General features: G+C 47.5%; 28 protein-coding genes and 3 pseudogenes. 19 read left to right on the top strand and 12 right to left on the bottom strand.

The window, feature by feature from the left end; genetic code table 11:
• The first annotated feature begins 53 nt into the window (after positions 1-53).
• From AYR61_RS02625 to AYR61_RS02615, 3 genes and pseudogenes are all read left to right on the top strand, one after another.
• Positions 54-498: pseudogene (locus AYR61_RS02625) on the top strand (methylated-DNA--[protein]-cysteine S-methyltransferase).
• 127 nt (positions 499-625) lie between these two features.
• The gene (locus tag AYR61_RS02620) at positions 626-1,288 is read left to right on the top strand and encodes a DNA alkylation repair protein (protein WP_054708482.1); all 663 of its coding nucleotides are present in this window, start codon (positions 626-628) and stop codon (positions 1,286-1,288) included.
• Positions 1,289-1,348: 60 nt separating this feature from the next.
• Positions 1,349-1,666: a hypothetical protein gene (locus AYR61_RS02615; RefSeq protein WP_054708485.1), complete on the top strand. Its 318-nt coding sequence runs from the start codon at positions 1,349-1,351 to the stop codon at positions 1,664-1,666.
• 154 nt (positions 1,667-1,820) lie between these two features.
• Here the strand turns inward: AYR61_RS02615 and AYR61_RS02610 are convergent, their stop codons facing one another.
• Positions 1,821-3,179, bottom strand: a complete 1,359-nt coding sequence (locus AYR61_RS02610) for an IS4 family transposase (RefSeq protein ID WP_065901546.1) — start codon at positions 3,177-3,179, stop codon at positions 1,821-1,823.
• A gap of 297 nt (positions 3,180-3,476) precedes the next feature.
• On the opposite strand from AYR61_RS02610, the gene AYR61_RS02605 reads away from it, so the two are divergent.
• Positions 3,477-3,725, top strand: a complete 249-nt coding sequence (locus tag AYR61_RS02605) for a hypothetical protein (protein ID WP_054708488.1) — start codon at positions 3,477-3,479, stop codon at positions 3,723-3,725.
• A 745-nt stretch (positions 3,726-4,470) separates the two neighbouring features.
• Here the strand turns inward: AYR61_RS02605 and AYR61_RS02600 are convergent.
• From AYR61_RS02600 to rpmG, 4 genes are all read right to left on the bottom strand, one after another.
• Positions 4,471-5,394 carry an AEC family transporter gene (locus tag AYR61_RS02600; RefSeq protein WP_065901543.1) on the bottom strand — a complete coding sequence of 308 codons (924 nt, stop codon included), beginning with the start codon at positions 5,392-5,394 and terminating at the stop codon, positions 4,471-4,473.
• Positions 5,395-5,605: 211 nt separating this feature from the next.
• Positions 5,606-5,770: a 50S ribosomal protein L32 gene (rpmF, locus tag AYR61_RS02595; protein WP_065901540.1), complete on the bottom strand. Its 165-nt coding sequence runs from the start codon at positions 5,768-5,770 to the stop codon at positions 5,606-5,608.
• A gap of 11 nt (positions 5,771-5,781) precedes the next feature.
• Positions 5,782-5,901, bottom strand: coding sequence for a putative metal homeostasis protein (locus AYR61_RS15290; protein WP_162231448.1), 120 nt, complete (start codon positions 5,899-5,901; stop codon positions 5,782-5,784).
• Positions 5,902-5,915: 14 nt separating this feature from the next.
• Entirely contained in the window at positions 5,916-6,068 is a 153-nt protein-coding gene (rpmG, locus tag AYR61_RS02590; RefSeq protein WP_054708498.1) for a 50S ribosomal protein L33, read from the bottom strand.
• 183 nt (positions 6,069-6,251) lie between these two features.
• Between rpmG and AYR61_RS02585 the strand changes: the two genes are divergently transcribed.
• From AYR61_RS02585 to AYR61_RS02565, 5 genes are all read left to right on the top strand, one after another.
• Complete coding sequence (locus AYR61_RS02585) at positions 6,252-7,661, top strand: DHA2 family efflux MFS transporter permease subunit (protein ID WP_054708501.1); 1,410 nt, start codon at positions 6,252-6,254, stop codon at positions 7,659-7,661.
• An 18-nt stretch (positions 7,662-7,679) separates the two neighbouring features.
• Positions 7,680-8,102, top strand: coding sequence for a MarR family winged helix-turn-helix transcriptional regulator (locus AYR61_RS02580; protein WP_054708504.1), 423 nt, complete (start codon positions 7,680-7,682; stop codon positions 8,100-8,102).
• Positions 8,103-8,532: 430 nt separating this feature from the next.
• Positions 8,533-9,276, top strand: a complete 744-nt coding sequence (locus AYR61_RS02575) for an SDR family oxidoreductase (protein WP_054708506.1) — start codon at positions 8,533-8,535, stop codon at positions 9,274-9,276.
• A 35-nt stretch (positions 9,277-9,311) separates the two neighbouring features.
• A complete protein-coding gene (locus AYR61_RS02570) occupies positions 9,312-9,731 on the top strand; it encodes a cupin domain-containing protein (RefSeq protein ID WP_056987991.1) in 420 nt (139 codons plus the stop codon).
• Positions 9,731-10,048: a carboxymuconolactone decarboxylase family protein gene (locus tag AYR61_RS02565; protein ID WP_054708509.1), complete on the top strand. Its 318-nt coding sequence runs from the start codon at positions 9,731-9,733 to the stop codon at positions 10,046-10,048. Before AYR61_RS02570 ends, AYR61_RS02565 begins: the two co-directional genes overlap by 1 nt.
• An 81-nt stretch (positions 10,049-10,129) precedes the next feature.
• Here AYR61_RS02565 and AYR61_RS02560 read toward each other — a convergent pair whose 3' ends face one another.
• Positions 10,130-11,014, bottom strand: coding sequence for a DegV family protein (locus AYR61_RS02560; RefSeq protein ID WP_065901537.1), 885 nt, complete (start codon positions 11,012-11,014; stop codon positions 10,130-10,132).
• Between the two features lie 1,485 nt (positions 11,015-12,499).
• Between AYR61_RS02560 and AYR61_RS15285 the strand changes: the two genes are divergently transcribed.
• From AYR61_RS15285 to AYR61_RS02545, 4 genes are all read left to right on the top strand, one after another.
• Positions 12,500-12,670, top strand: a complete 171-nt coding sequence (locus AYR61_RS15285) for a hypothetical protein (RefSeq protein WP_191982273.1) — start codon at positions 12,500-12,502, stop codon at positions 12,668-12,670.
• A gap of 87 nt (positions 12,671-12,757) precedes the next feature.
• On the top strand, positions 12,758-13,480 hold the full coding sequence (locus AYR61_RS02555; protein ID WP_191982272.1) for a helix-turn-helix domain-containing protein: 723 nt from the start codon (positions 12,758-12,760) through the stop codon (positions 13,478-13,480).
• Positions 13,401-14,270 carry a hypothetical protein gene (locus AYR61_RS02550; RefSeq protein ID WP_191982271.1) on the top strand — a complete coding sequence of 290 codons (870 nt, stop codon included), beginning with the start codon at positions 13,401-13,403 and terminating at the stop codon, positions 14,268-14,270. Before AYR61_RS02555 ends, AYR61_RS02550 begins: the two co-directional genes overlap by 80 nt.
• Before the next feature lie 123 nt (positions 14,271-14,393).
• A complete protein-coding gene (locus AYR61_RS02545) occupies positions 14,394-14,879 on the top strand; it encodes a hypothetical protein (protein ID WP_054708526.1) in 486 nt (161 codons plus the stop codon).
• Positions 14,880-15,100: 221 nt separating this feature from the next.
• On the opposite strand, the gene AYR61_RS02540 is transcribed toward AYR61_RS02545, so the two are convergent.
• Both AYR61_RS02540 and AYR61_RS02535 read right to left on the bottom strand, forming a co-directional pair.
• Entirely contained in the window at positions 15,101-15,799 is a 699-nt protein-coding gene (locus AYR61_RS02540) for a GTP pyrophosphokinase (protein ID WP_054708529.1), read from the bottom strand.
• 94 nt (positions 15,800-15,893) lie between these two features.
• The gene (locus tag AYR61_RS02535) at positions 15,894-16,310 is read right to left on the bottom strand and encodes a hypothetical protein (RefSeq protein WP_054708532.1); all 417 of its coding nucleotides are present in this window, start codon (positions 16,308-16,310) and stop codon (positions 15,894-15,896) included.
• A 174-nt stretch (positions 16,311-16,484) separates the two neighbouring features.
• Here AYR61_RS02535 and AYR61_RS02530 point away from each other — a divergent pair, with 174 nt between their 5' ends.
• The 3 genes from AYR61_RS02530 to AYR61_RS02520 all read left to right on the top strand — a co-directional run bounded on the left by AYR61_RS02530 (position 16,485) and on the right by AYR61_RS02520 (position 19,446).
• A complete protein-coding gene (locus AYR61_RS02530) occupies positions 16,485-17,456 on the top strand; it encodes a diacylglycerol/lipid kinase family protein (RefSeq protein WP_225356505.1) in 972 nt (323 codons plus the stop codon).
• A gap of 18 nt (positions 17,457-17,474) precedes the next feature.
• Complete coding sequence (locus AYR61_RS02525; protein WP_056987995.1) at positions 17,475-18,098, top strand: phosphatase PAP2 family protein; 624 nt, start codon at positions 17,475-17,477, stop codon at positions 18,096-18,098.
• Positions 18,099-18,192: 94 nt separating this feature from the next.
• On the top strand, positions 18,193-19,446 hold the full coding sequence (locus tag AYR61_RS02520) for an MFS transporter (RefSeq protein ID WP_082409174.1): 1,254 nt from the start codon (positions 18,193-18,195) through the stop codon (positions 19,444-19,446).
• Between the two features lie 198 nt (positions 19,447-19,644).
• Here AYR61_RS02520 and AYR61_RS02515 read toward each other — a convergent pair whose 3' ends face one another.
• Complete coding sequence (locus AYR61_RS02515) at positions 19,645-20,289, bottom strand: hypothetical protein (RefSeq protein ID WP_054708541.1); 645 nt, start codon at positions 20,287-20,289, stop codon at positions 19,645-19,647.
• Between the two features lie 537 nt (positions 20,290-20,826).
• Between AYR61_RS02515 and AYR61_RS14785 the strand changes: the two are divergent.
• Together AYR61_RS14785 and AYR61_RS02510 are read left to right on the top strand one after the other, a co-directional pair.
• Positions 20,827-21,271: pseudogene (locus tag AYR61_RS14785) on the top strand (universal stress protein).
• On the top strand, positions 21,271-22,041 hold the full coding sequence (locus tag AYR61_RS02510; protein ID WP_065903716.1) for a glycerophosphodiester phosphodiesterase family protein: 771 nt from the start codon (positions 21,271-21,273) through the stop codon (positions 22,039-22,041). The pseudogene AYR61_RS14785 and the gene AYR61_RS02510 overlap by 1 nt, the downstream one beginning before the upstream one ends.
• Positions 22,042-22,088: 47 nt before the next feature.
• On the opposite strand, the gene AYR61_RS02505 is transcribed toward AYR61_RS02510, so the two are convergent.
• From AYR61_RS02505 to AYR61_RS02495, 3 genes and pseudogenes are all read right to left on the bottom strand, one after another.
• Entirely contained in the window at positions 22,089-23,693 is a 1,605-nt protein-coding gene (locus AYR61_RS02505; RefSeq protein ID WP_065901523.1) for an APC family permease, read from the bottom strand.
• A gap of 673 nt (positions 23,694-24,366) precedes the next feature.
• Positions 24,367-24,887: pseudogene (locus tag AYR61_RS02500) on the bottom strand (universal stress protein).
• 25 nt (positions 24,888-24,912) lie between these two features.
• The gene (locus AYR61_RS02495; protein WP_054708560.1) at positions 24,913-25,422 is read right to left on the bottom strand and encodes a YbhB/YbcL family Raf kinase inhibitor-like protein; all 510 of its coding nucleotides are present in this window, start codon (positions 25,420-25,422) and stop codon (positions 24,913-24,915) included.
• A gap of 158 nt (positions 25,423-25,580) precedes the next feature.
• Between AYR61_RS02495 and AYR61_RS02490 the strand changes: the two genes are divergently transcribed.
• Positions 25,581-26,585 (top strand): ArgE/DapE family deacylase, encoded by a 1,005-nt coding sequence (locus AYR61_RS02490; RefSeq protein ID WP_318529573.1) that lies wholly within the window; start codon positions 25,581-25,583, stop codon positions 26,583-26,585.
• The last annotated feature ends 27 nt before the right edge of the window (positions 26,586-26,612 follow it).

The following is a 26,612-nucleotide window of genomic DNA, read 5'->3' as shown; positions in this document are numbered from 1 at the left end:
TTAGTATAATGGAAATAATGATGATTGAGAAGACCCAGGAGGTGATGTGACACATGTTGTATTGTGATACATATGAAACACCAATCGTTGGCCGTTTAACATTGCTGGCAAACGACGACGCATTAGTAGGATTATGGTTCAATGGTCAGGCACACTTTGCCGCCAACTACGATCTAAGCCAGGCTGAGAAACGTAGCAATGCGATTATTGACACAACGAAACGGTGGCTTGACCGCTATTTTGCGGGTGCTTAAAGTGTTGCAGACGATTCCATATGGGCAATCGATGTCTTATCAAGAAGTGGCAAATGAAATCAGCCGTCAAACTGGGCATCGCTCCTCTGCCAGAGCGGTGGGTGGTGCTGTCGGGAAGAACCCAATTTCAATTATTATTCCTTGTCATCGAGTTTTGGGTAAGAATGGCGCGTTGACTGGGTATGCAACAGGCACAGATAAGAAGATTGCCTTGATGAAATTAGAGAACATGATTCTCGTTTGATGAAGTGCAAAATTGAGTTGGATGCCGAAAAGACTTGGGACGACGCCCTCAAGCCTTTCCGGTATCGTTCGGTATCGACTCCCATCGACTCATGAGGGAGCCGATACATGTAGAAAGGATCTGTTTCATGACCATCTTCGAAAAATTCAGCCTCATCGAAAACCCAATCAATCAGACACCAATGGCGAAGTACATGCGCAATCAATTCCCGTTTGCCGGGCTTAAAGCACCAGAACGTAAGCAACAGTCGCATGATCTGATTCAAGCTAGTAAAAAATTGCGAATCTCAGAGATCTTATCCGGAGTTACCCAGCTTTATCAACGCCCACAACGTGAGTATCAGTACGTTGCCATTGACATGTGTGTCGCTAATGTCAGGCGATTGTCGTTTGCTGATATCACGCACCTCACCAGATATATTACTGAAAAGTCCTGGTGGGACACCGTTGACACATGGCGAAAAGTTTTTGGCCTTTATATCATGCGTCACCCAGAGCAAAAACAAGCCGTCTTTGCGTTGTTTTATCAGAACGCGAATATGTGGATGCGTCGGGTGTCGATTATTCTACAACTGACTGAAAAAGAGACTCTGGATACGTTGTTGCTGACCAAGGCAATTGAAAACGACCTGAATACGGATGAATTTTTTATCCAAAAGGCGATTGGCTGGGCATTACGCAATTACAGTAAAATGGATCCTGAATGGGTTAAAAGGTTTATACAGACGCACCAGCTTAGCAAACTTGCCCGGCATGAAGGTGCTAAATACCTGACAGGTGTTTCAAATTAGTCATCATCTGTGTTAGGGTTAATGGAGTGACTAATCGGTCGAAAAATGGAGGCAGCACCAATGACACGCGACACCATTATTAATAATATTTTAGCAACACTAAAGACCCGTCAAAACAACGCAAAGGGTGTTCAGACTCGGGAAATGACGTTTCCAATCACCTTCACGCATGAGCATAAGGAAGCGGCGGGGTGTGCGATTATTCATGTTCAGCCGGATGGCCAATATGAGGTTAAAAGTTTTGATTCCAAGTACGCTAATGTCGAAGATCCATGGCGGACAATCTACCACGCCGCCCTATATGACTGCGACGAGGACCTTGATGGCCGTGAAAGTCTGATCGATGCGATTAATGATGGCATGCAGGTTAATTCATAATTGTATATGGTGATAATTTGAAATGACAAAACCGGCTATAAAGTCCTATTCATTAGGATTTATAGCCGGTTTTTATCGATTACCTGAAACTTGAAAGTATGAAGACAGACTGATCCCTTGGTATCACAGGGCATATTTTAATTAATTTAACCATTTAGCTTGCTGTTAACAGCGAAACTAACCGTTTCGGCAAAAATGTGAAGAACTGATTCATCATCTGAATAATTTGGGCTCTTCTTGCATAAACTTCATGATTAATAATCGTTTTTAACGAATTTAGAAGCCATACCAGTGCTTGAGACAACTCAATATCTGGCATGGCTTCGTTCATTATAAAGAATAAATCCCCAATGGTGCGATCATCCTGATTTTGCCGTTCCTGCCAAGCTAATAGGTCATAAGTCATCATGACAATTGCTAAATGGCCACAAAGCCCGTCATAATTTTGAACTTGTGATTTGTCGAGCCGCAAGTATTGCTTGGCAACTTTAAAGTAATTCTCAATTTGCCATCTTCGGGCGTATAGTTGAATGATCTCTTGTGGCTGAAGGCCTAACTGAGTCGTTGCCAGTACTAGGTAGTCATCTTGACGGGCCCGATTAGCCACAAATACCAAGCGAAGCTTGAATTTTTGGTTCCCGACGTGCGCTTCGACAAAGCAGCTGTATTGATAAGCTTGCTTGGGTTGATATTTTGAGGCCTGCAGTCGCTTGTATAATGCTTTAACTGAATATTGCCGTCCGCGATATTGATAGTAAATTTTGCTGGACCGTTTAAGCATGCCCACGCCGTTTAATCCCAACTTGGTTAATTCATAGAACATTTTTGGTGAGCTATACCAGCTATCAAATAACACATAGTCAGCTAGAACGCCATTTGCGAGGGCTTGCTTGACAAGTTGCAATGAAACGAGGTTCATTTTTTGCTGTGCTTGGCGACGTCTCCGGCCAGCAATTGTTCGTTGATCGGTTGTTTTAGCTGATTTTCCAAGGACGTTTTGTGGCTTCTTGGAAGACATTAATGCAAAGTTGATCGGTAAGAATGTATTGGCGTCACTCCAACCCAAAGTTAAAGCCCGGTATCCCTTAATATATAACTGTTTGTCATGGTCAAAGACTCGCGCTAGTAATTCGGTTTGGGTGGCGTACTCACGGGAAAAGAGTGTATCGTCAATGATCAATGCTAACCGCCGCCGGCGGTCAATAAACGGTCGTAAATGCTTGATTAAATGACTCCCAACTTGACAAATCAAGCGTTGCCAATTGATCCGGCCATCGTTCAAATTATTTCTGACGGTGCGACTGGTAAAGTTAGGTGTTTCATGGGCTCGATAAAGCGAGCGTCCCAGGAACTTTGTCGTGAGCAGCCATTCAATGACCTTCATCAAGCTGATTTCTGAATTCCGGCGATAATTCACCAACTTGGTGAGTTTAGATAGACCAATGAGGGAAGTAAATTGATGAACAATATTGTGAAGCTCGTTTTCTGTATTTTTTTGTCTTATAATATTCATGACGTAAGTCTCCTTTGTATCTTGGTTTTGGTCGACTAAAGTATACAACGCAGGAGAGCTTGCGTTTATTTTTTGCCAAAAAAGCCAATAACCACACGCCTTTGGCGTGATTATTAGCTTTCAAGTTTCAGTCGATTACTATCAATTGCAAAAATGCATATTTAATCGACCTATTAAGTATAAATTCTCATGAAAATATAACCGCTTTCGGCCTGAATCAGTGCTATCCTAAATCACTGGAAAGGACTGACAAAATTGCCTGAAAGTGCAGTAGCATCACGTGTACCCGTAGTACCAATGACGAGCTGGAAAAAACTAGCTCATCAGTATGATATCGAGGAACTCCCTGAAACCTGGAGCGCCACCAGCAAGCGTCTTTGCCGGCAACGCAACATTGGTTATATCGAAACGTTCAACGATCTAAAAGAGATTTATTACACGCTGATCGATAACGAATTTTTACAGGATATCGTGCGCTACCATCCTGAACAAGTCCACACTTACTGGGTTGATGATTTAGCACAGTATGTGTTTATTACCGAATAGTATTTTTGATTAAAATGATAACGGCGCGTTTAACTGCTGATGAATGGCAGTTAAACGCGTTGTTTTTGATTTTTTTGGAGGTTTTCTCTGTTATATTGCGGAAACGCGTTTCAAAAGGGCCCCTTCGATTGTCGCGTTAGTTACATAACGCTAATATACCGCTTCGTTCCAGCGTTTGGCCCTGCAGGCTGAGGTGGAGTTGCTCCGGCAAAGCCGAATGATTCCACTACGCTACGATTCTGGCAGTGGTCGTTGCAGCTAGTAAGCATTCAAAGATGGTATCACGAAACCTCTATATTAATCGTTACTGGTGACTGACACATCATAAGAAGCATTGCTGTTAATAGCCTTACTAGCAGTCGAGGGCGGATTCTCTGCGAACTAGTTTTAATGTAATTGTGATGCTTAACTTGTGATAAAAAGGTAGCTCAACGTTAGTGGAATACAGCAATTTGGCACGGAGCTGTGGTGTCGAGATGACTTGGCGAGGGTTCTTTCCTCGCTTAGTCATCTGCGAGACGATGGAGATCCATTCGAGAGTTGCGCAGCAGAAATCGAATTAGCTTCATCGCGAGCCACTACGCGGAGTGCCAAATTGCGGAATGCCAAATTGCGGAATGCAACGGACTATCACTGAAAAGTCCGCCCCCTAGGCTTCTTCCACGCTCTGTTGTTTTCTCTGTTATATTGCGGAAACGCGTTCCGAAAGGCAGGGGGCTGCTACGTAAGGGACTTCTTCCACGCTCTACAACTTCCAAAACCACTGCGCCACACCCATAAAGATCGGGATAGTTACCAGTGAACACAGCGTTGTTAAACCGACCACCGTGGTACTGAACAGGTAATTTTTCTTGAACGTTTTACTGAAGATGGCCATCAGAGCTGCCACCGGCGTTGCTTGCCCCAGCAAGATTACTTCCTTGACCAGCATTAAGTTGTTTGGCACAGCCTTCAGCATGATCATCACAATCAGTGGGGCGATAATCAGCCTGGCACCCACAGCTTCGTACAAATCGCGGCTCTTCAGCGCATTACGAATGTCACCTTCTGCAAGGTAACAGCCCATCGCAATCATGACCAGCGGCAGGTTCATATTGGCAAGGTCGGATACGGCGGTGCCCAGTACGTGTGGCAGTTGCACACCTGTGAAGGCGAAAAGCAGGCCGAAAACTAGTGCTAAAATGGCGGGATTAACCACTAACTTTTTCAACTGAATCGTGCGCCGGTCGCCCGAAATCATATAGATTCCATAAGTCAACAGTGAAAAGTTCGACACCCCAACGAAAATACTCATGTAAAACACACTGCCAGTTCCAAGAACGGCTTTCGAGAGCGGCAGACCAATAAAGCCAAGGTTTGCAAAAATCAACGCAAATCGTACCAGCATTTGACTTGGTTTACGAAAGAGCAATTTAGCGATAACGATGGTGACCAGCATCATGATGACCAGCAGCACCAAAATATCCAGACCATCCATGAGTTGCGACGATTTTAATTTACCGATAAAGGAATTCAGCAACAGGGCTGGATTTGATATGTAAATGACCACGTTTGAAATCTGCTGACTCCCATTTTCATCGATCAGGCCAACACGAAAACACAGAAAACCGATCAGCATGATCAAAAACATAATCATGGTCTGACCGAAAATGACACTTACGATTGCCAAGATAGTTCCTTCTTTCAATTCTCAATACTTTACATTATAGAACGAAGTGACGATGGAATTGTATAATTAATTAAAACGGCAGATAGTGGCGCTATTCATTCTGCCGGTGACACCACGTTGTCGCAATGAAAGCCAGTACTAAACACTCGACGAAAACAAAAAAAGCCCACCTGATCAGTGTCATGAAACACAGTTCAGGTGGGTGATTCGGTTACAAAACCTTGCGACCATTATAATACCCGTTCTCAGAAACATGGTGGCTCAGTGTATAGGCTTGGGCCTTTTCGTCCCAATGAATCGCGGGGGTGGTCAATTTTTGGTTGGCGCGTCGGGACCGTTTCTTGGTCTTAGACGTGCGTCGTGCTGGTACTGCCATCGGTGGGCCTCCTACTTAGTGTTGGCTTGTTGGCGCTTGAAATCATTGATGATCTTCTTTGCGCGACTGCGGGTCTTGGCGTTGCTGCTCTTTAGACGACGGTATGCACTTGCTAAATCTGTTTTTTCCATAGTTTTGTTGCTCCTTATCTGCTGATTTCCCGAAAAACGACTGGGCGGCGTAACTTTGGTGAATACTTACGCAGCTCAAGTTTTTCTGGGGTGTTTTGCACATTTTTACTTGTGAGGTAGAGGCGTTCGTGGGTTTCCGGTGCCTCTAAAATAATGTTTTTTCTCATTGATTTTCTCCTATACAGTAATCATTACGATTGACATCATACCGAATTATTTGGCTAAGTGCAAGAAATTGTCTTTCCTATTTTCATGACGGTCACGATGAATGAAAATAGGGCGTTGACTATTCCCAACAATCGCGCTACGATATATTTCGTTAGTCTACTAACGAAATGAGGATGATAAAAATGCAAGCAACAACCAAAACACAAAAAATTGACCCGAAAGTCATTGCGGCAGTGATTGCCACTGGATTGATGTCTTTTTGCGGGGTCATTGTTGAAACGTCAATGAACGTGACGTTCCCGACACTGATGAAACAGTTCAACGTCACGACTAGTACGGTGCAGTGGATGACCACGGGCTATCTGCTGACGGTGGCCATTATTGTCCCGTTGTCAGCGACGCTTAAGCGACGATTTAAAACGAAATCCCTCTTTATTACAGCGAACCTGTTGTTTATGGCGGGTGTGCTGATCGATGCGACCGCACCGGCATTTTCGTTGTTGCTCTTTGGCAGAATCATTCAGGGGCTGGGTACTGGGATCGCGTTACCGCTCATGTTTAACATTATTTTGGAACAGGTGCCCATTAGCAAACGCGGCCTGATGATGGGGGTCGGCACCCTGATTACCGCAGTTGCGCCCGCGATTGGCCCAACCTTTGGCGGCATCGTTGCGAACGTGCTCGGCTGGCGGTTTGTCTTCATTATTCTGTGGCCGCTGCTTTTGATTTCTTTGGTGATCGGCATGCTGACAATCTCGCAGAAGAGTGCGATTCAAAAGGTGCGTTTAGATGGCATCAGTGTGGTCTTGATCATGGTCACGTTTATCGGTCTGATTGTCGGCTTCAGCAATATTGGCAACGGCCATTTTCTGAGTTTGAGTGTCGGTGGTGCTTTGCTGATTGGTGTCCTGGGCGTGATCGGTCTCGTCTACCGATCGATGCACATCACTGACCCGGTGATTGATCTGCGCGTTATCACCACCGGCCGATTCGGCGGTCACGTGCTGGCGTTCTTTTTACTCCAGCTGATTTCGCTTGGGATGTCGTTTCTGCTGCCAAACTACATTCAACTGGTCAATGGGTCAACGTCGACGATTGCTGGATTGGTCGTGCTTCCGGGGGCCGCATTAGGTGCAGCGCTAGCCCCAATCAGTGGTCGGATCCTCGACAATTTCGGTGCCCGTAAGCCAATTCTGTTGGGCTGCGGACTCGTGCTGGTCTGTTTGGTAATTTTCACGATTGTGGCACAAAACATGAGCAATGTCGTCATTATAAGTGTATATTTAGGCTACATGTTTGGCATTGGGCTGAGTTTCGGGAACATCATGACCAGCGGACTTGCGGAATTGAGCGCGCAGCAGCAAAGTGACGGCAACGCTGTCTTAAATACGCTGCAACAGTTTGCTGGGGCAACTGGGACGTCGATCGTGTCGGCCATTGTGGCGGCCAGCCAGTCTGGGCAAGGATCGCAGGCACAGTTGACGGCCGTTGGTACGCAACACGCGCTGATGGCGCTGACGCTCGCGATGGTCGTGGCAGTGATTGCGTTGTTTCGGTCGGTTCGGGTGTCAAAAATGCAAACAGTAAATTAGCAGAAACTAGGTAAAAACATGGCATCTAATTTTGGTGTGTTAATTAAACGGGCAGCTAACGATCAGGATAAGGCAATGGACGCCTACGCGCGGCAGTTTGATCTGACGGGTGTTCAAATGTCGATGATTGATTTTTTGGGGCGCCGGTCAAACGATATTGTGCTCCAACGTGATATTGAAGCAGAATTCAACATTCAGCGCTCCACGGCAACCGTGTTGCTGCAACGGATGGAGCGCAAGGGCCTCGTCGTGCGGCAATCAGCAGCAAGCGATGCCCGGCAAAAACAGGTGATGCTGACGCAGAAGGCAGTGGAACTTAAGCAGCACGTAAAGGACTATATCGACCAGCAACAGGCAAAGATTGAAGCGCAATTTTCAGAGGAAGATTTAGCCACGTTTAATCAGGTACTTCAGTTTTGGATTGAGGAGAATGCAAAGTAGAGTGTGAAGGAAAACGGTAGGAAGCGGAGTGTAAGTTAACTCTGGCAGAAATGCCCGAACTTGGCATTTTTGCCAGAGTTGGCTTACACGCAGCTTTCTGTTTTCCGAAACACGTTTCGGCACGGTAACAGAGAAAGCCAAAAGGCAGAAATGCCCGAACTTGGCATTTGTACCAGAGTTGGCTTACACGCAGCTTTCTTTTCCAAAACACGACTCAGCACGGCAAAAAGCGAGACTTTTAAACGCAACCCATAATTAATCAAACAAATAGGCGCCAACTAAACCCAAAATTTCGGGCAATAGTTGGCGCCTATTTACATAGTTAAAAACAATTGAGTATCTTTTTTTATTTTTTTAAGCATTATCTCTTGCCTTCAAGTGCACTTGAAGGACTATTCTTGAGAAGAATTAAGAAAGGAAGTTTTAAAACATGACAGTTAAGGATAAAGTTGTTGTCATTACTGGCGCGTCATCGGGGATCGGTGCCGCCACTGCCAAACTATTAGCACAGAACGGGGCAAAGGTCGTTTTAGGTGCCCGTCGTGAGGAGCGGTTGCAGGCGCTTGTCAAAGACATTACTGCCGCTGGCGGTTTGGCCAGTTACGTTGTGACCGACGTGACGAAGCCGGAAGACCTCAAGGCGTTGGTTGCTCAGGCCCAGGCCGAATTTGGCGGTTTAGACGTCATCTTCAATAACGCCGGCATCATGCCATCGTCACCAATCAGCGCACTGCATACGGATGAATGGAACGACATGATCGACATCAACATCAAGGGTGTTTTAAATGGCGTTGCCGCTGTAATGCCGATCTTTACCGCACAAAAACACGGCCAGATCGTCACGACATCTTCCGTTGCCGGCATTAAGTCGTTTGCGGGCGCCGGCGTATACGGGGCAACGAAGTTTGCTGTCCGTAATTTGATGGAAGTCATTCGGATGGAAAGCGCACAAGAGGGAACCAACATTCGGACCGCAAGTCTGTATCCGGCAGCAATCAATACCGAGTTGCTGCACACGATTACGGATGACGCCACCAAGACGGGCATGGATGCCTTTTACAAACAGGTTGGAATTACACCCGACGCCGTGGCGCGCGTGGTCAACTTCGCCATTGATCAGCCAGAAGATGTGAACGTCAACGAATTTACAATTTACCCAACGAAACAAGCTTAATTGAACGCACCTAATTAAAAAAGGAGATTTTAAAAATGGCAAAAAATGAAACTGTTAAAAATGGTATTTTTCCAATGGGACCAAAGAATGACGCCTACGCAAAATTCTTTACTGGTCAGAGTTATTTACAAGGTTTGGTAGCGGATCCGGCCGTTAACGTTGGCGTTGGTAACGTGACGTTTGAACCGGGATGCCGCAACAACTGGCACATTCACCACGATGGGTTTCAAATCTTGCTGGTCACTGGCGGTGAAGGACTTTATCAAGAAGACGGCCAACCAGCTCGGTTATTAAAGCCCGGTGACGTTGTGGTCACTCATGATGGTGTGAAGCATTGGCACGGTGCCACCAAGGACAGCTGGTTCTCCCACATCGCAATTACCGCTGGGACACCAGAGTGGCTGGAAGCCGTCTCTGACACTGATTATGCAAAAGCAGAGGAGGGTGCGAAATAATGGCTAAAAAACAAACAGCTGGCCGCGATAATTTAGGGGATTTTGCCCCTAAGTTCGCAGAATTAAACGACGATGTGTTATTTGGCGAAGTCTGGTCACGCGAGGACAAGATGTCCGCCCACGACCGCAGTTTGATCACGGTATCAAGCTTGCTGACCCAGGGCGTGCCACAGTTGGAAGCGCACATGAAGATTGCGAAACAAAATGGCGTGACCAAGGATGAAATGGTTGAATTGATTACGCACCTTGCCTTCTATACGGGCTGGCCAAAGGCTTGGTCTGCGTTTACACTGGCTAAGGAAATTTACGGCGACTAACCGTTAGTTGTGAATTTTCAACGCAATTAAAAGCTTATAAAAAAGGATCATCACACGCAAGAAAGCGCTGATGATCCTTTTTTAATGTTGTGCCTTGAGTTGGTTTATAATTGCTTGTGCATCATACGCCCAGGCAATCCCTAACACGCCAGAACCAGTATGACAGCCGATGGCGGGGCCAATAAAGCTCGTGTCAATGGCTAGATCAGGAAATTTGGTCTTCAACTGATCCACCCAGCGCGCCTTAGCCGTGGCATGATTACCGTCAAACACCACCGCTGCATACGGCAGTTCGGTATTGGCGTTCATGATACGTTGGATGTCATCTAACGCGCGTCTTTCAGTACGTTCCTTCGCCATTGGCGTGATCTTGCCATTGCCGTGAACGTCCATGGTCAGGACGGGACACACGTGCAGGAGACTACCCAGAATTCGCGCAGTGTTGCTGATCCGACCAGTCCGTTGCAGGTGGGTCAGGTCCTTCACGACAAACTCAATCGTCATTGAGTCGCGTAACGTGGTCAATCCTTGAAGCACTTCATTGATACTAAACTGTTCATCTGCTAGCTGAACAGCCAAACTGACCAATAAATTATTACCGCCAGCAGTACTGTTTGTGTCAAACAGGTGGACACGTGGTGCTGTCCGGTCATCAAGCTCGTGCAACGTATCTGCAAATGAGCTGATGCCCTTTGACATCGGGATGATCACGACGTCGTCATAACCAGCTTCCTGCGCTTTGTCCAGCAGATCAGTCATGGTGCCAAGACTCGGCATTGACGTTGACGGCATGTCAGCGGATGTTGCCAGTTCTGGATAAAAGGTGTCAGGCGTGATATCCACCATGTCGGTATAGGTCTTGCCATGCCACAGGACCGGCACGGGTGCAATAAAGAGATTATGGTGATCATGAATAAATTGGGTCGACAGATAGGCGGTGCTATCCGTAATAATTGCAATTGCCATTGAGTTCCCCTTAATAAATTGAAAAATAATAGTTGATGTCGTCAATTATGCTAAGCTTGCGGGCAGTATTAGTCAACTGTTTAGGGTGAAAATTCAAATCTTAAGAATTCGAAAAATTAATCACAGTATAAAAATAGCGCTGACCCAGGGGAAGGTCAGCGCTATTTTTATTGAGGAAAGGGGGTAAATGATGAGTTGATACGTTACACCTCATTGGATTGTGTGTTTGGGGGAATATCAGTTATTTAGAGGAAGGGGTGTAACTCCAGTTAGGCGTGACAAGCGGATTGGCACGCTTCCGGAAAACAATGGGCGAGCTGGTAGGCTTGAGGTCCAGGTGACGAAGCTTAATGTGTTGGAGTGGAGAATTGAAATTGGTGTTGGTGTTGGTGTTGTTAGTGTTAGGCGTCATCATAATCATGGGCAGTCATCCTTTCAGTTGCGAAATTGTTTGTATCGCTTGATTGATATTAACTATAAAGACTATAGGTTAAAGCTAACTTAAAAGTGTGTGAAGATTTTTAGAGTGCGGAAGAAGGGCGGTTAGAGGGCGGAGCACAAGCCAACTCTGGCAGAAATTCCCGGGCCTGGAATTTTTGCCAGAGTTGGTTTGTGCAGGAGCCCTCTGCCCTTCAGGAGCACGTTTCGGCTATGTAAGGATAGAAAGACTGCAGAAATTCCCGGGCTTGGAATTTTTGCCTGAGTTGGCTTGTGCAGGAGCCCTCTGCCCTTCAGGAGCACGTTTCGGCTATGTAGGATAGAAAGACTGCAGAAATTCCTGGGCTTGGAATTTTTGCCTGAGTTGGCTTGTGCAGGAGCCCTCTGCCCTTCAGGAACACGTTTCGGCTATGAGGCCTAGAAGGCTGTTGTCTAAACATCTATGAAAAAAATTTATTCAACCTCTATGTATAAAATTAAGACTAGCAGTCTAACTTAAATTAGGCTTGGCATATGTAGCTACCTGAAAATCATCTTTGATTTACGTGGCAGTTTCTGCAAGCCTTTCTATCCTACATAGCCGAAACGTGTTCCGGTGGGGCAAAGGGTTGCACCTAAGCGACTTCGACCATGAAAGCCAGGCCCGGGCTTTCATGGTCAAAGTCGCTTAGGCTCCACCCTCTGACCGCCCCACCTCCACACTCTTTCACAAGTCATCATTCCCCTCACTTCCCGCATTTATTGTTATGATTAACCTGAGAGAATGATTCGGTAAGAAATCTGGTTGCTCAGTCAAGGATTTCCCCAACAAAAAGGACATCGACCCACTAGTGGTCGGTGCCCGGACGTTTAGGAAATTTAACTGTTGTAGCTGCTGAGGGAGATTCATGCTGACAGCTGTCCTGGAGAGTGACGTGGTAGGGGGTATCTACCCTGCCAACACGGCTCGAAATAACTAGGTACTACAGCTACGTTTATAGTATACCCAGTTTTATTGGGGCTATCTGTTCAATATCTGAGTCTAGTAGCGTAAATCATGACCATTTTTTGAACCTTATGGGTGTATATGTTGCATTCAAATGGGTGCCATTGGCGGTGGCACTATCAATTATTCATAAGGCAATGTCAAAAATTGATATTCATGTCCTGAAAAATGGCTTTAAAATGGTAGTATTCATGTTAAATGATTGCGGCGTGGGGGCAAAGCGTCATTTATAAAGGCGTTTTTAAATATGGAGGGGTGTTTTTTAGTAATCATGCTGGAGGTTAAGTACCTCCAACATGGGAGAAAGCGGGGAAGTCAAGGTGAAATTATTCGAATTACTGGATCATAGTGATGTTCGTCAAATTAAGATGATTCAATTACTATCGAAACAGCAACGGGCTTTGACGGTTAACCAAATTGCCAAAACGTTTGCCATCAACGTCAGCACGGTTCGAGAAGATATTAAGCTGATTGCGTTTAACCTCCAGACACTGGGGCCGAACCTAGTGATCGTCAATATCGATGGGGAAGTCTCACTGCAGCATAGCGGTGATGTCTCTTTTAGCGATGTTTACTATCATTATCTGCATAAATCGGTGAAGTATCAGGTACTGATCTACCTGTTAAACCACCGTCAATTTAAGATACAAAAATTGGCGGATGCCTTAAGTGTCAGTACGTCAACGCTTATTCGGCGCATTCGGGAGATCAACCAGAGTCTGGCAGAGTTTAATATTCGAATCAAAAATACGCAACTATTTGGTTGCGAGGCGCAGATTCGGTATTTTTACTTTCAACTCTTGTGGTTGGGACGGCCGATTCAGGTCAATCGCTTTGAATACGCGGATGATCGGGTGGACAAGCTCATGCAAAATGGGCACTTTGACACGTTTATTACCGAAACGGGACGGGTGATGCTGGCCGTTTATTTTGGGTTGGTCAAACAGCGGCTGAACTCAGCGCGTGAGTCAGATATCGATTACGACACGTTTAACTTCCGGAATACCGGTTCGGAGCCCCTTCATTCAGCATTTCTCGGATGATTTGCAACACTACTTCCACCAGGTTCATCTAGCGTGGGATCCACGCGAGTTAAATCAGGCGGTCGGCTTTTTAGTGATCCATTTTTGTCTTAACACGGAAAATCCAAGTGCGCGCCGCTTTTTAGAAAACCTTGGCAAACAATTTCCAAAAATTGGTAAACTCAACCGAAAATTCATACAAACAGTTGGCCGAATTCCGCTTGCTGCGAGGCTGCCAAGCGCCTTTACAGAGGAGACTGAATTGTCACTGAGCCAAATTCATTTCTGCCTCGCCTTTTACCAGGGCGCGCTGTCGACGGATATCACGTCAGTTGCCGCCAAGGCGTTTGCTGAAGAAGAACTTAGCCGATTTTCTGACGGTCAAGCTGCTAATGAATTGGTCCAAAAGTGTGACACGCTCTGCGAAGAAGCGTTTAATACCTTAGCGATTTCAACGCATGATTCCGACAAGTTTAACAAAGTGTTCATGCGGTATGCCGTCATTTTGAACATGGCGCTGGGCAGTAGTAATAGTTTCTTAACGATTGCTTGTGATTTTAACCTTGAACAGATCCTCAACGTGGCGGCCATTGCGCGGGTCGGTGCGCATATTAACCAGCACATCAAGGTGAGTCTGCAACCCTATGAACCGCAGGAAGACTACGATCTGATCATTACCGACCAGATGAAGTCGTATCCGCACCACGATAGCGCGCGGGTCTTTGTGTTGCTCGGCATGAATTACGGACCGGATTATACGGAGTTGAATCGCGTTTTGAAACAACTTTACTTCGATAAGTTGCAATTCTAGTCAATAATTCCGTTAAAACGCTTTAATATTGATAGGCACCAAGGTGATTTGGGGCATACACTAACTTTGTAACAGGGATATAGGAGATAGGCATTAATTTCTCACAATCCGGGGGGTGCGAGAATGAAAACAATTGATCTAACAGGCAATCATTACGGCCGGTTAACTGCCATCAAAAAGGTCGGTAAACGACCGAATGGGAATGCACTTTGGCAGTGCCAGTGTACATGCGGTCAGTCATGTGTGGTTGATGCGTATAATCTAAAAACGGGTGTGACCAGAAGTTGCGGATGCTTGCGACGCGCACAGTCAAAGGAAAATTGTGCGAAGAACGAGGCTTTCCGTAACCATATTGGCAACACCGCGTCATTAGGTATCGTTGACGGCACAAATGTGTTAGCCATGACCAAGCGCCGACAGACCAATCGCAGCGGCGTGATTGGCGTCAGCTACGAAAAGGGTCGTGATGTTTGGGTTGCCAGACTCTATGTTAAGGGACATCTAGTGCTAAACTCCATTTTCAAGGAGCGCAGCGATGCTATCAAGGCAAGAAAACAGGCGGAAGAGCAGTATCTCAAACCAGTATTAGCCAGTCTTGAACGGCAATAGAGTGTGGCGCAAGGCGGTTAAGGGGCAGAATGTAACGGACTCTGGCAGAAATGCCTGAACTTGGCATTTTTGCCAGAGTCCGTTACATGGCCGCCCCTTGCCTTGCGGAACACGTTTCGACAATGAGGCCAAGAAAGCACACAATCAAGACCTCAAAAAAGCAAAAAAAAACGGTCAGATCCTCAAACCTGGATCATGACCGTTTTTTGCTGTCCTAAAAATCACTTAGTATCTGCATCATTCAAATCCTGATAAATCGTCTGCATCCGTTCTTCAATCGAAGTGATCTCATCCGAAAACCCCTTGATCTGATCCGCATACTTATCGACCAACTCAGGATTGGTATCTGTTTTATAGCGCAACTTATGTTCAAGACTGGCCCACATGTCCATCCCAACCGTGCGAATCTGAATCTCAACGGGGATATCATGCGCACCGTCCGACTGGTATACCGGTACAGAAACGACAACGTGCAGTGACCGGTAGCCGCTTTCCTTCGGGTGCCGAATATAGTCTTTGCGGCGAGTCAGCGTAATGTCTGACTGCTGTAACAGCATCCGTTCAATCTGGTACACGTCATCCAGATAATTGGTGATGACACGGATGCCGGCGATATCGTAAATGTTATCCCGAACGCTCTGCGCTGAAAGCTCAAGATTCTTGCGCTTCAGTTTCTTAAACAAACTTTGCACATCCTTCATCCGTTCTTCCATGTGGTGGATCGGATTATGATCGTGCTTGATTTGAAATTCCGTGTCAAGGTTTTCCAGTTTTGTACCGACCTCGTTAACACCAGATTGACCAAGTTGGTAAATGATGCCCAACTCTTGGAGTTGTTTGACATTATCCGTGCCAATTGCGCGCTTGATGTTATCGTTTGTCTTTGGAATACTCATGAAATTTTGACGTTCTAGGATCATATTAGTTCAAACCTCACTTTAATACGATGTGTCCTTTAGGTGACAGTATGACTCGCTGTTGCCCCAGTTTATCACTTTTCGATATACCTGTCGGCTAAGAAGGTCTCTGGTGGTGCCATTTTTTAAGCATCAGCGCCACGACTTCATTGCCGCCGATACTTGTCCAAGAAAAGATAAGGACAAGCAAAACGAGCGCCACCATTGGCACCGTGTCCTTAGTGATCAGTGGAAACGGGTGTCTAACTGGCTGGGTCGTCGGACTGGTGATCAGCAGGGCGGACTCTTGGCTGCCCTGCTGTGCTAACCGGTGATCAGTACTGGTGAAGGTGATCGGCGCGGATACTGAAGATGTGCTGACAAGTGACGTTGACACTGCCTGACTGCGAAATACACCAAGGGTAATGGTGGGGTTGGTAGCGGCTGATATGTAACCAGAAGTTTGAAACGGTAAACTAAAAGCAATTAGCATGATAACCGCCATGATGACGTGTTTTATCCGGTGATGTCTCATCTGAATCATTCCCCCAAAATTGAGCCTGCATTCCATTATAAGCCATTTATTGCGGTTTTCGCATCTGGAATGTGAAAAAATAAAGCGCTATTATGGCAACTTGGAAAAAGATTGCGCTACCAGCGCGTTTTCGGCGTTAAATCTGACCCAATTCCGCGAATTTTCTGGTAACATGTGAGTAGACTATTTTTGAGGGAGCTGATCGTCATTTCGATTGTTGGGGAATTAATCATTAATAAGGATGCGGGCAACGCCAGATTAGCGAAACAAATGCCACAGCTGATCACAATGATCACGGCTAATTTGACGGCGTACCATGAGCATCAGACGCATCAACCGGGGGACGCAAATCTGATCGTTAAACAACTGGTGCGCGATTACCGCGACCATTTGGCAGATCTGCAGGTGATCGTGGTCGGCGGTGACGGGACGTTGCATGACGTGGTGAACGGCTTGCAGGAGATGGGCCAGGGCCAGGTGCCGATCGGTTACATTCCGACGGGAACGGGAAACGATTTTGCGCGTGCCAACCATATCCCGTTGACGTATCAAAAAGCGGCTGCGAGCCTCGCAACAGCGGAACCGCGTGGCGTGAACGTTGGCCGGGTCAGCGCCAAGGAGTTCGACACGAAGTATTTCATTAATAATTTCGGCATCGGCATTGATGCACTGGTCGTTTACGCAACGAACCATTCACGGTCAAAAAATCTGATGAATAAACTAAAATTAGGCAGTTTGTCATACCCGTTACACTTTGCGACGGCGCTGATGCATCAAAAAGCCTTCACGGCAAGTTGGGGCCAGTGGGCGCTTGACCATCACGATGACCGGTCGTATTTGTGTGTCTTCACGAACCACCCGTTTTTAGGCGGCGGCGTGCGGTTGATCATGCCAGAAGATGACGACCGCAGTGCTTTGCACCTCGTGATCGTGCATAAGGAAAAATGGCAGGTGATTGGGCAAGCGCTCGTGGCGTTGCTAAAAAAGAAGCCAGATGTGCCGCAAATTCACCATTATCAAGGGCCAGAATTTCATTTTGAGACCGAGGCTGGCGAGCACATTCAAGTGGACGGCGAGGAACTTCAAGCACCGCTCCATGCGACGTTGACCCAGGTCACACAACGGTTTTTATTACCTACGGATTAGTGAAGGAGACATGGTCAGGTGAGACGACAAGTACGGCAACGCTGGGAATGGTGTTTGATCGTTAGCGCGGTCTGCTTTCTGGTGCTTATGGGTCTAGTCGCAGCGGGGGTGACCCATGGGCTGGACCAGGACATTTTGAATGCTATCAGAGCATTTAAAACTACGCAGCACACTAGGGTGATCACGGGCATTACGAACACTGGCGGGCCAACAGCCACGCTGATCGAGACGCTAGTGATCGCGGTGATCTTAGTGCTTCGCCGGCAGCCTTGGCAAGGCGGTATCGCAGTGGCAACCATTTTAATGGGTGACGGGTTTTATTCGGTGATCAAGTCGATCGTGAAACGACCACGGCCGTTGCATCAAATTTTACCGACGGGCGGCTACAGTTTTCCTAGCGGGCACACCCTGGGCACGACGTTGGTGGCACTTGTGATTTGGACGTTGTTTGTGACTCAGTGGCACCGAAAATGGCTACGGTGGACAGCCACGGTTGTTTTGATACTGTGGGTGCTCCTGGTCGGGTTTTCAAGACTCTATCTGCAGGTGCATTTTCCAACGGACGTCCTCGGTGGTGTCCTGGGTGCGATTTTGCTGTGGTCGGGCATCCGACTACTTGGTGGCAATCAGCCCAATTCGTGAGCTGTGCACTAGGGTCATATTAGTGTGAATTAGGGTCTTAAACGCAACCGTGTTTTAGGCTATTAAGTAGGAAACGTGTCAAAAGGGAGGCGCTATGAGTAAGTATCGGATTCAAGCTATTATTTTTGTTTTAGTGGCGTTTATGTTGGGATGTAATGAGTTTATCGTTGTCGGCATTCTATCGGACATGGCTAAGTCGTTTGGCACGCCGGTGGCAACAATGGGGTATCTGGTGACGATTTTTGCCACCACGTATGCGATTTGCACGCCGTTTGTCACCATTTTGACGAGCCGGTTCAGCCGGTATAAAACGTTATTGACGCTGATCATTATCTTTTTGATTGGCAATACGTTGAGCGGTTTTGCGACCAGCTTTTTGACCATGATGTTAGCACGGATGTTGACGGCAACGGTCGCCGGCGCCATCATTTCACTGATCATGACGTTTGCGAGCGCGATTGCGCCGGCGAATAAGCGGGCAAGTCTAGTGTCCTGGATCTTTGCTGGGTTCAGCATTGCGTCGGTGTTTGGCGTGCCATTAGGAACGACCATCAGTATGACCTATGGCTGGCGGTATACGTTCTTCGTGATCTCCATCATCACCATTTTGACGTTTGTGCTGTTGATCTTTATTCTGCCGCGAAATTTGCCGCAGGTTTCCAGCTCGGTTGGCGGTCAGCTGACCTTATTAAAGGACCGGCGAATTTATATTGCCGTTTTCTTAGTGCTGTTTACGGCCGCCGCGATGTATGGCTATTACACTTACATTCGGCCACTGCTGACTACCGCGCTGGGATTCAGCACGGCGAGTCTGAACTGGCTGCTGTTTATTATCGGGATTATGAGTATCATTAGCAATCGACTTTCAGGGACACTTGCGGAACATCAGGGGTTACGATACATGCCGCGATTCTACGTGGCTGATATTGTGCTGTTGGCGCTGTTACCGTTTGCATTGGGAAACAAGGTCGCTGGGTTAGCAATCCTGTTGATCTTGACGCTGATCATTACGATCTTAAATTCCCCGATTCAGATCCACTTCTTAAACGTGGCTGAGCGCGAGTATCCACAATCAATCGTGCTGGCATCCTCGCTGAATTCGATCTTCTTTAACTTCGGCATTTCGCTGGGATCGGCGACGTCCTCGTTGATGATGAGCCACGTCGGTTTGAAATGGATCAGCCTTGGTGCGGCGGTGTTTGCGTTTATTTCGTTGATTTTGGCACTGATGTTGAATCAGTCTGTTAAGCGACGTAAGGTGGCTGAGGGCGTTTTGAGGGAAGGGCATAGAGAGTGGAACGAGGCGGTTAAGGGGCAGAATGTAAGGGACTCTGGCAGAAATGCCTGAACTTGGCATTTTTGCCAGAGTCCCTTACATGGCCGCCCCTTGCCTCGTGTAACTCGTTTAGTCTATGTAAAATAGAAAGCCAAAACAGCAACTTGTCACCCAGAATATCCACCCAAATAACGACAATATACAAAAAAACAGCCTAATCTCAAATCGAGATCAGGCTGTTTTTATTCAATTTATTGTAACCAACTACTGTTAAGCCACAGCATTAAACGCAATATCTGAAGCATGCGGCATATAGGTTACATCAATCTTAGCAGCAGTTTTTCGATTCTTCGCCTGAACCGTGTATCCAAGCCGTTTGCCATATTTGGCATACTCGCCTGAGGTCAGGGTAAACGTTGCTTTACCACTCGCACCAGTAGTCTTGGTGGCGAGCAACTTATCACCACCGTAAAGCCGAACGGTACGGTTCGCGCCCAACGTTGTGACGTTGAGCGTAAAAGTCGTTTCACTGCGGTTCTCGTTATAGTTCAACGGGTCGGTAGTGCCATACTGCTGGTTGGTAATCGTTGCGGCCTTAGTCAAGCGACCATTCTTACTGGTGGTGCCATAAATTTTGAAGTTATGGTTGCCACTGAATGTGTAGGTAATCGCTGTGCCGTTCTTTTTAGCCGGATAATAGGTTGTTTTGCCGTTGTAAGCCACAGCAACCTTACTGACTGCTGCCTTGGTCGTTGTCTTAAATGAAAGTGTCTTCGTTGCTGATTGGTAGCTAAGCTGACTGATCTTCATTGCCGGCAATGTACTTGCCTGAGCCACCGAAGAGCTTGCACTGAATCCACCAAAGAGTGCGCCAAATAGCGCAATGAGTCCTAGGAATTTCCCCGTTCTAGTCATAAGCCTGCTCCTTTGTAATGATGCTGCCGGGATGTCCCCAACAGTTCCCCTTAGCCTATACAGTATACCTAGAATTTCCTAAACTGCAAGCAGATTAAACGATTGGTGGTGGGCATTGTTGCATACTGGGCTTATTTACGGGAGAGAGGATATACGTTTAAATGCGGTGTTATAGGGATTGATGCGGGTCGACATTAGTTGTTATTTTGTTGTAAAAAAAGTTTATTCTGTTTTTTAGTCATGATTAAGTGATGCGAGTATTTAGAGGTTATGGTTCTTTTTAAACTCTATATTTGTGTCTTTCTTGTCAACGTAGCGAAACGTGTTCCAGGAAGCAAGGCACTGCATGTAAGCCAACTTTGGCACAAATTCCAAGTTCGGGAATTTCTGCCAAAGTTGGCTTACACTCCGTTCCATAACCGCTTCCTTCCACACTCTGTTACTTCACTCTCCCCAGCCACCATGTTAAAATAGACGCAACTAGATCAGGCATCAAATTAGGCATCAAATTAGGCATAGGAAGCGAGTTGATCTACAGTGTCAGAATTGGATCCAAAGAAATTTACCCATATTTTGGTTGGGGTCGATGATTCTCCCGACGCCCAATTGGCCTTTCGTTACGCCATGAATCGGGCGAAAAGTGACGACGCCGAACTGACCATTACATCGATTTTAGAATCGGAAGACATGAACGTTTATCAAGCCCTGAGCAAGGATTTTGTGCACGGCAAGCGTGACGAACTCCAAAAACACTTGGAAGAATACCGGCAGTTAGCGCTTCGCTTTGGTATTAAAAAGGTGAATACTGCGGTGTCCGAGGGTGATCCCGGTGAAACGATCGTTAAGGAGATCATTCCGGCTTTGAAACCAGACCTTCTCGTTATTGGTTCACTCGCAAAGACTGGCCTGCGGAAGCGGTTTGGCTCGCAGGCGGCCTATATGGCTAAGTACGCACCCCATTTCAGTGATGGTCGTTCGCTAATGATTAAAAAACAAGCATTTGATCCATCTACGAAGCGGGTCTTTGCCCACCGCGGAATGTCACAACTCGCACCAGAGAACACGCTGGCTGCGTTTCATAAGGTTAAGGAATCCGGGGTACATTGGTTAGAAACCGATTTGGATCTGACTGCTGACGGCCAGATCGTGATTCTGCACGATGAAAGTATCGACCGGACGACAGATAAGAAGGGTGCCATTCATGAACTCACGCTGGCTGAAGTTGAGACGGCGGATGCGGGTTCGTGGTTCGGCTCAGAATTTACGGGTCAGCGCATCCCGACATTGCCGCAATTGATTGATTTGATCAACGCCGATGGCCTGAACGTGAACTTTGAGTTGAAGCCCTATCTAGGCAGGGATGAACGGGCGACAACTTTGATTGAAGGCTTCGCTAAAGAACTTAAGCGCGTGTCCCCGCAATCGCAGGTCATTGTGTCGAGCTTTAACGCGACAATGTTGAAGCAATTTAAGGCCCTAAGCCCAGATACGCCGACTGCGATGCTGTTTAAACGTACCCAGTCCAAGCAGGATTGGGCTGCCATTGCGACCGATACTGGGTCGAAAATCATTCATCCAGATGTCCGCGGGTTGACACGGGCACGCGTTGAAAAATTGAAAAAGGCTGGCTTTGAACTGAATGTTTGGACAGTTAATTCCCTTAAGGCGGCGTACCATCTGTTTGACTGGGGTGTTGATGGTGTGTTCACTGATATTAGCCATCGGTTTCCAGAAGCGTATAAGCGCCAATAAAGACAATCAAAAAAGTCTCCGAGAATTCAATTCTCGGAGGCTTTTTACTAGTCTTCATTCGCAACAGTTTTATTCAGTTCCTCGGCGCGATAGTAATCACCGGTCACAACATAGCTCTTGATACCCCAGTAATAGAAGCCCAGGGAAGCCAAAATGATGACGATGAAATCTAACGGGTAGGGGATCCAGTTTTGACCGTTGAACTGTTTACTGCCGATATAGGACATGATTGAGATAAAAATCAGGTACCCAATCATCCACAGACTGGCTTTGAAGGCTTTCCGCGTTGCCACGAAGCCGTTTTTCCATTCATAGTAGAAGTAGAAAGGCAGCCCCAAGAGAATGACTAAGATCACTTGAACGGTTGTCGGCCACATGGCCCAATAGGTCGCTAGTGAGGCCAACACAAAAGAGATGGGGGCAATCCACGGCAGTCGTTTTAACCGAACCGGACGATGTAATTTTGGCCCCATTTTACGCAACGACATCGCGGTGACCGGTCCCGTCAGGTAAGCAATCAGGGTCGCTGTTGACAGCACCGTCGCCAGCACCGCCCACGACCGGAAGACCGACACCATGACCATGCTCAGCACCGTATCTGCCAGCATGGCAACTCGCGGAATACCGTACTTCGGATTGATCTTGCCGATAAAGCGGGGAATGTGGTGGTTACTTTCCATCGCAAACAACGCCCGTGCGGTGGATGCTACGAAGGAGACGCCCGTCCCAAACGGCGAGATAAAGGCGTCCATGTAGAGGAGCACTGACAGCCAGTGAATGCCCAGCAGAATGGCCATGTCAGCGAACGGCGAGTTAAATGTGATGCCGTGCCAGCCGTATTTCGCAATCATTGCCGGTGGTATCGCCGTAATGAAGGTGCTCTGTAAAATAATGTAAATGATGCCGCTGATCAGCAGCGAAATCGTGATCCCGCGACCGATGTTTTTCCGGGGATTCGTAATCTCGCTTCCCATATTAATGACCGTTTGAAAGGCGTCAAAGGAGAAGATGATCCCGGCAGCGGAGGTCGCGGTGAAGATCGGCGCCGACCCATAGGGCATGAACTGGTGCCAGTTCGTCCCGTAGTTGGCGGGATGGAAACCAGACATGGTCAACAGGATAATGGTCAGTAACGGCACACCGATTTTAAAGACCGAAATCAGACTGGTGAAGTGGGTCAGCACTTTGACCGACCAGAAATTCAACAGGGTAAAGACAATAATGAACCCGAAAACGACGAAGAGCCCGGATGTTGTGATGACGCCGCCGCTAAGAAAGTGGTGCGTCCATTTTGCCCAAGACCACGGCCAGGAACTCATGTACTGCACGGCGGCAACGGCTTCGATGGGAATCAGCGTGATCAGCGAGACCCAGTTGGCCCAGGCGGCAATGAAGCCCAGCAGTGAGCCGTGGGAGTATTGCGCATACTTGCTCATCCCGCCGGATTCGGGGAACATGGCGCCGATTTCAACGTAGTCGTAAGCGATGGCGCCAATAATAAGGCCCCCAATGATCCAAGAAATAATGGCGGCGGGTCCAGCAATTTTGGTCGCTTCCCAGGACCCAAAGAGCCACCCAGACCCAATGAGGGAGCCAAGGGCAAGCATGACAAGGGGAAAGAGGCCGATTTTTTTGTTGTTTGTGGGTTGCATGGGAACCTCCAGAGAGTGCGGAAGAAGGCGGTTAGGGGGCGGAGTGTAAGTCACTCTGGCAGAAATGCCCGAACCTGGCATTTTTGCCAGAGTGACTTACATAGTAGCCCCCTGCCTTCTGGAGCACGTTTAGTCAATGTAAAAGAGAAAGAGAGTGCGGAAGAGGGGCGGTTAGAGGGCGGAGTATAAGCAACTTTCGGCAGAAATGCCCGAACCTGGCATTTTTGCCAGAGTGACTTATACAGTAGCCCTCTGCCTCGCGAAACACGTTTCAGCAATATAAAATAGAAAAGCTGTCCAACGATGGCGGCCAGAACATAGAACGCCTACACCTCGCGAAAAGGGTGTCAGTAATACAAAGTAAAAAAAGAAATATAATCCCATCAATAACGGACAGGTAGTAATAAACCAACCAGGCAATCAAGCCTGTATGTAAAAGAACACGGCAATATGCCGAGCCAAATACAGCACATAGTCCAGTAGTTAAACTCACACCAAGACCACAATCATACCGCACCAAAATAAAATCATCCTGTAAATCAAATTGGCCAGCTTAACAATTATCTCATTATATTTTAATAAAAACAATCAACCGTGTCAAAATCCGTGATTGTTAAAAAATGGCATTAAAAAACGATGCCGTCTAGTGCGTCTAAATGGCATCGTTGATCGATTACTTGTTATCGGTTTCTTTCCGGAACGGACTAGTTTTATCCGAAGTAGACGTATTCGCCACATCCGTCCGAACGACCAGCACATCACACGGCGCGTTGCGGGTGACAAAGTCAGTCACGGAACCGGTCAGGACCCGTTCAGGACCCGTTCCATGGCCGTCATGCCAGTGGCGCCCATCATGACCAAGTCATTTTTATGGTCGTGGATGAATTCTAAGGAAATCACCGTCTTGGGATTCCCAAACCGCACGTGGGTAGCGACATCGGTCAAGCCGTAGTCGTCTTTAATTTGTTTTACTAAGTTATCTAAGTATTTAGTCGCATCTCCGACCAGTTTATCAACGAGGTCGCTGGTCATCATCGAGCCAAAGTAGCTGGATGATGACCGTTGCGTATCAATGACGCTGAGCAGGTCGAGGTGGGCGTCGTTTCGTTTTGCGACGGCAACTGCCTTAGCTAAGGCCAGTTCAGATAACGATGAGGTATCAAGTGGTACCAACACATTTTGGTATTTTAACATTGGATCAATCCCCTTTTCTTCGCGATTACACGCGGCTCAGGACAACCTCGGTTGCCTGGGCAAGTACGTGGCCTTCCATGGCGTCCCACAGTTCGTTGAGCCAGAACCCGTCCTGCAACGGTAACTGGTCGTCAAGGGCATACACTGTAGTGGTATATCGATGGTCTTTATCCGGCGGCATCGGTCCCGTGTAGTGGGTACCAAGCGCCTCGTCAGGATTATTGACCATGTGGCCGCCCTGTGAGTTTTTGCCATACGTCATCTGAATGGCTGGATCAAGACTCGCATTTTCAGGAATGACAGTGAGTGACCCATCGATGTTGGCCGCGACCCAGTGAATCCAGGTGAAGCCGCCGACCGGAATCGCATCGTGGTCGATCATGGTCACAGCGAACGTTTTGGTGCCGGCCGGAACATCGGTTAGGGTGATCGGAAATGACCGGATAGGCCCACCATCGCGTTTGAATTCATCGGCAGCGTGCTTGCCAAATTTATCTGGTAAATAGCCGTTTGTAACTGGGATATCAATTTTCATAAACACAACCCCTTCATGAATCTTTACTATATTATACAGCAAAGATGAAATAAACCGTAAGTAATTCAATTTTTGTCTGAGTTTCAGTTGCTTCCCAGAGGATAAACAGGGTATCCTAAAGTTAACGGACACAAAAGATAAGAACTGAGGGGACAAATATGGAAACGACGACCATGGTGGCGATTTTGCAACAGTTAATACGGATCCAATCGGTCAATGGAAACGAGGCAGACGTTGCCCGCTATATTGCCGGATTGTTTGCTCCATACGGGAAGCGGGCCACAGTTGAGACGGTGACGTACGCACCGGGCCGCGATAACCTGGTCGTGACCATTGGCAATCCCCAGACAGGCCCGCAACTGGGATTTTCTGGGCACATGGACGTGGTGGCACCTGGCGAGCTGAACGAGTGGGACGTGGCCCCATTTGCGGCTGAGATCCAGGGTGATCGGTTGTACGGTCGCGGGGCATCAGACATGAAGAGCGGTTTAGCTGCCCTGGTCATTACCATGCTTGAGATGTTGGAACAGGGCGAGCCGACGACTGGATCGATCCGGTTACTGGCAACGGTTGGTGAGGAGACCGGTGAGTACGGCGCTGCTCAACTGACGGATGCCGGTTACGCGGACCATTTAGCGGGGCTCGTGATTGCTGAACCCAGCGGTATGACAAAGTTGAGCTATACCTCGCGCGGGGTCATTGACTACTACGTTGACTCACTAGGAAAGGCTGCCCATAGCGCTAACCCGCAGAAGGGCATTAATGCGATCGACCATTTACTGGCGTTTTACAACGAAGTGACGGCGTTAATGAAGACGTTTAATAAGATGGATCCCATTTTAGGCGGTCTCATTCATAACGTCGATATGATCTCCGGCGGTGAACAGATCAACAGCGTGCCCGATCACGCCAGGTTAGCAGCAAATATTCGAACGACGCCAGCGTATCCCAATAAGGTGATCTACGAGGCCTTAGAGGGGCTGATCGATCACTTAAACCAACGACCGGGGTATCAGTTAAGCATCACGTACAGTTACCCGGAGGAGGCCGTTCCTGGCCGTGTCGACGGGCCGATGGTCAAGTTAGCACAAAAGGTGGGTCGGCGCGTCATGGGCCGGCCAATCATGCCAGTGGGATCCGCTGGGGGCCAACGATGGTGCTGAATTTAGGCGGGCTAAGCTGCCGTTTGA

Source organism: Secundilactobacillus paracollinoides (genome assembly GCF_001702155.1).
GTDB lineage: Bacteria > Bacillota > Bacilli > Lactobacillales > Lactobacillaceae > Secundilactobacillus > Secundilactobacillus paracollinoides.
Note: the sequence above shows the minus strand (reverse complement) of the source record. Positions and strands in the feature narration are given on the sequence as shown.

Excerpts from the sequence above, each read along its gene's own strand:
- AYR61_RS02620 (WP_054708482.1), top strand. The coding sequence starts at position 626 with ATGACCATCTTCGAAAAATTCAGCCTCATCGAAAACCCAATCAATCAG.
- AYR61_RS02615 (WP_054708485.1), top strand. The coding sequence starts at position 1,349 with ATGACACGCGACACCATTATTAATAATATTTTAGCAACACTAAAGACC.
- AYR61_RS02610 (WP_065901546.1), bottom strand. The coding sequence starts at position 3,179 with ATGAATATTATAAGACAAAAAAATACAGAAAACGAGCTTCACAATATT.
- AYR61_RS02605 (WP_054708488.1), top strand. The coding sequence starts at position 3,477 with ATGACGAGCTGGAAAAAACTAGCTCATCAGTATGATATCGAGGAACTC.
- rpmF (WP_065901540.1), bottom strand. The coding sequence starts at position 5,770 with ATGGCAGTACCAGCACGACGCACGTCTAAGACCAAGAAACGGTCCCGA.
- AYR61_RS15290 (WP_162231448.1), bottom strand. The coding sequence starts at position 5,901 with ATGGAAAAAACAGATTTAGCAAGTGCATACCGTCGTCTAAAGAGCAGC.
- rpmG (WP_054708498.1), bottom strand. The coding sequence starts at position 6,068 with ATGAGAAAAAACATTATTTTAGAGGCACCGGAAACCCACGAACGCCTC.
- AYR61_RS02585 (WP_054708501.1), top strand. The coding sequence starts at position 6,252 with ATGCAAGCAACAACCAAAACACAAAAAATTGACCCGAAAGTCATTGCG.
- AYR61_RS02580 (WP_054708504.1), top strand. The coding sequence starts at position 7,680 with ATGGCATCTAATTTTGGTGTGTTAATTAAACGGGCAGCTAACGATCAG.
- AYR61_RS02575 (WP_054708506.1), top strand. The coding sequence starts at position 8,533 with ATGACAGTTAAGGATAAAGTTGTTGTCATTACTGGCGCGTCATCGGGG.
- AYR61_RS02570 (WP_056987991.1), top strand. The coding sequence starts at position 9,312 with ATGGCAAAAAATGAAACTGTTAAAAATGGTATTTTTCCAATGGGACCA.
- AYR61_RS02565 (WP_054708509.1), top strand. The coding sequence starts at position 9,731 with ATGGCTAAAAAACAAACAGCTGGCCGCGATAATTTAGGGGATTTTGCC.
- AYR61_RS02560 (WP_065901537.1), bottom strand. The coding sequence starts at position 11,014 with ATGGCAATTGCAATTATTACGGATAGCACCGCCTATCTGTCGACCCAA.
- AYR61_RS02545 (WP_054708526.1), top strand. The coding sequence starts at position 14,394 with ATGAAAACAATTGATCTAACAGGCAATCATTACGGCCGGTTAACTGCC.
- AYR61_RS02540 (WP_054708529.1), bottom strand. The coding sequence starts at position 15,799 with ATGATCCTAGAACGTCAAAATTTCATGAGTATTCCAAAGACAAACGAT.
- AYR61_RS02535 (WP_054708532.1), bottom strand. The coding sequence starts at position 16,310 with ATGAGACATCACCGGATAAAACACGTCATCATGGCGGTTATCATGCTA.
- AYR61_RS02520 (WP_082409174.1), top strand. The coding sequence starts at position 18,193 with ATGAGTAAGTATCGGATTCAAGCTATTATTTTTGTTTTAGTGGCGTTT.
- AYR61_RS02515 (WP_054708541.1), bottom strand. The coding sequence starts at position 20,289 with ATGACTAGAACGGGGAAATTCCTAGGACTCATTGCGCTATTTGGCGCA.
- AYR61_RS02510 (WP_065903716.1), top strand. The coding sequence starts at position 21,271 with ATGATTAAAAAACAAGCATTTGATCCATCTACGAAGCGGGTCTTTGCC.
- AYR61_RS02505 (WP_065901523.1), bottom strand. The coding sequence starts at position 23,693 with ATGCAACCCACAAACAACAAAAAAATCGGCCTCTTTCCCCTTGTCATG.
- AYR61_RS02495 (WP_054708560.1), bottom strand. The coding sequence starts at position 25,422 with ATGAAAATTGATATCCCAGTTACAAACGGCTATTTACCAGATAAATTT.
- AYR61_RS02490 (WP_318529573.1), top strand. The coding sequence starts at position 25,581 with ATGGAAACGACGACCATGGTGGCGATTTTGCAACAGTTAATACGGATC.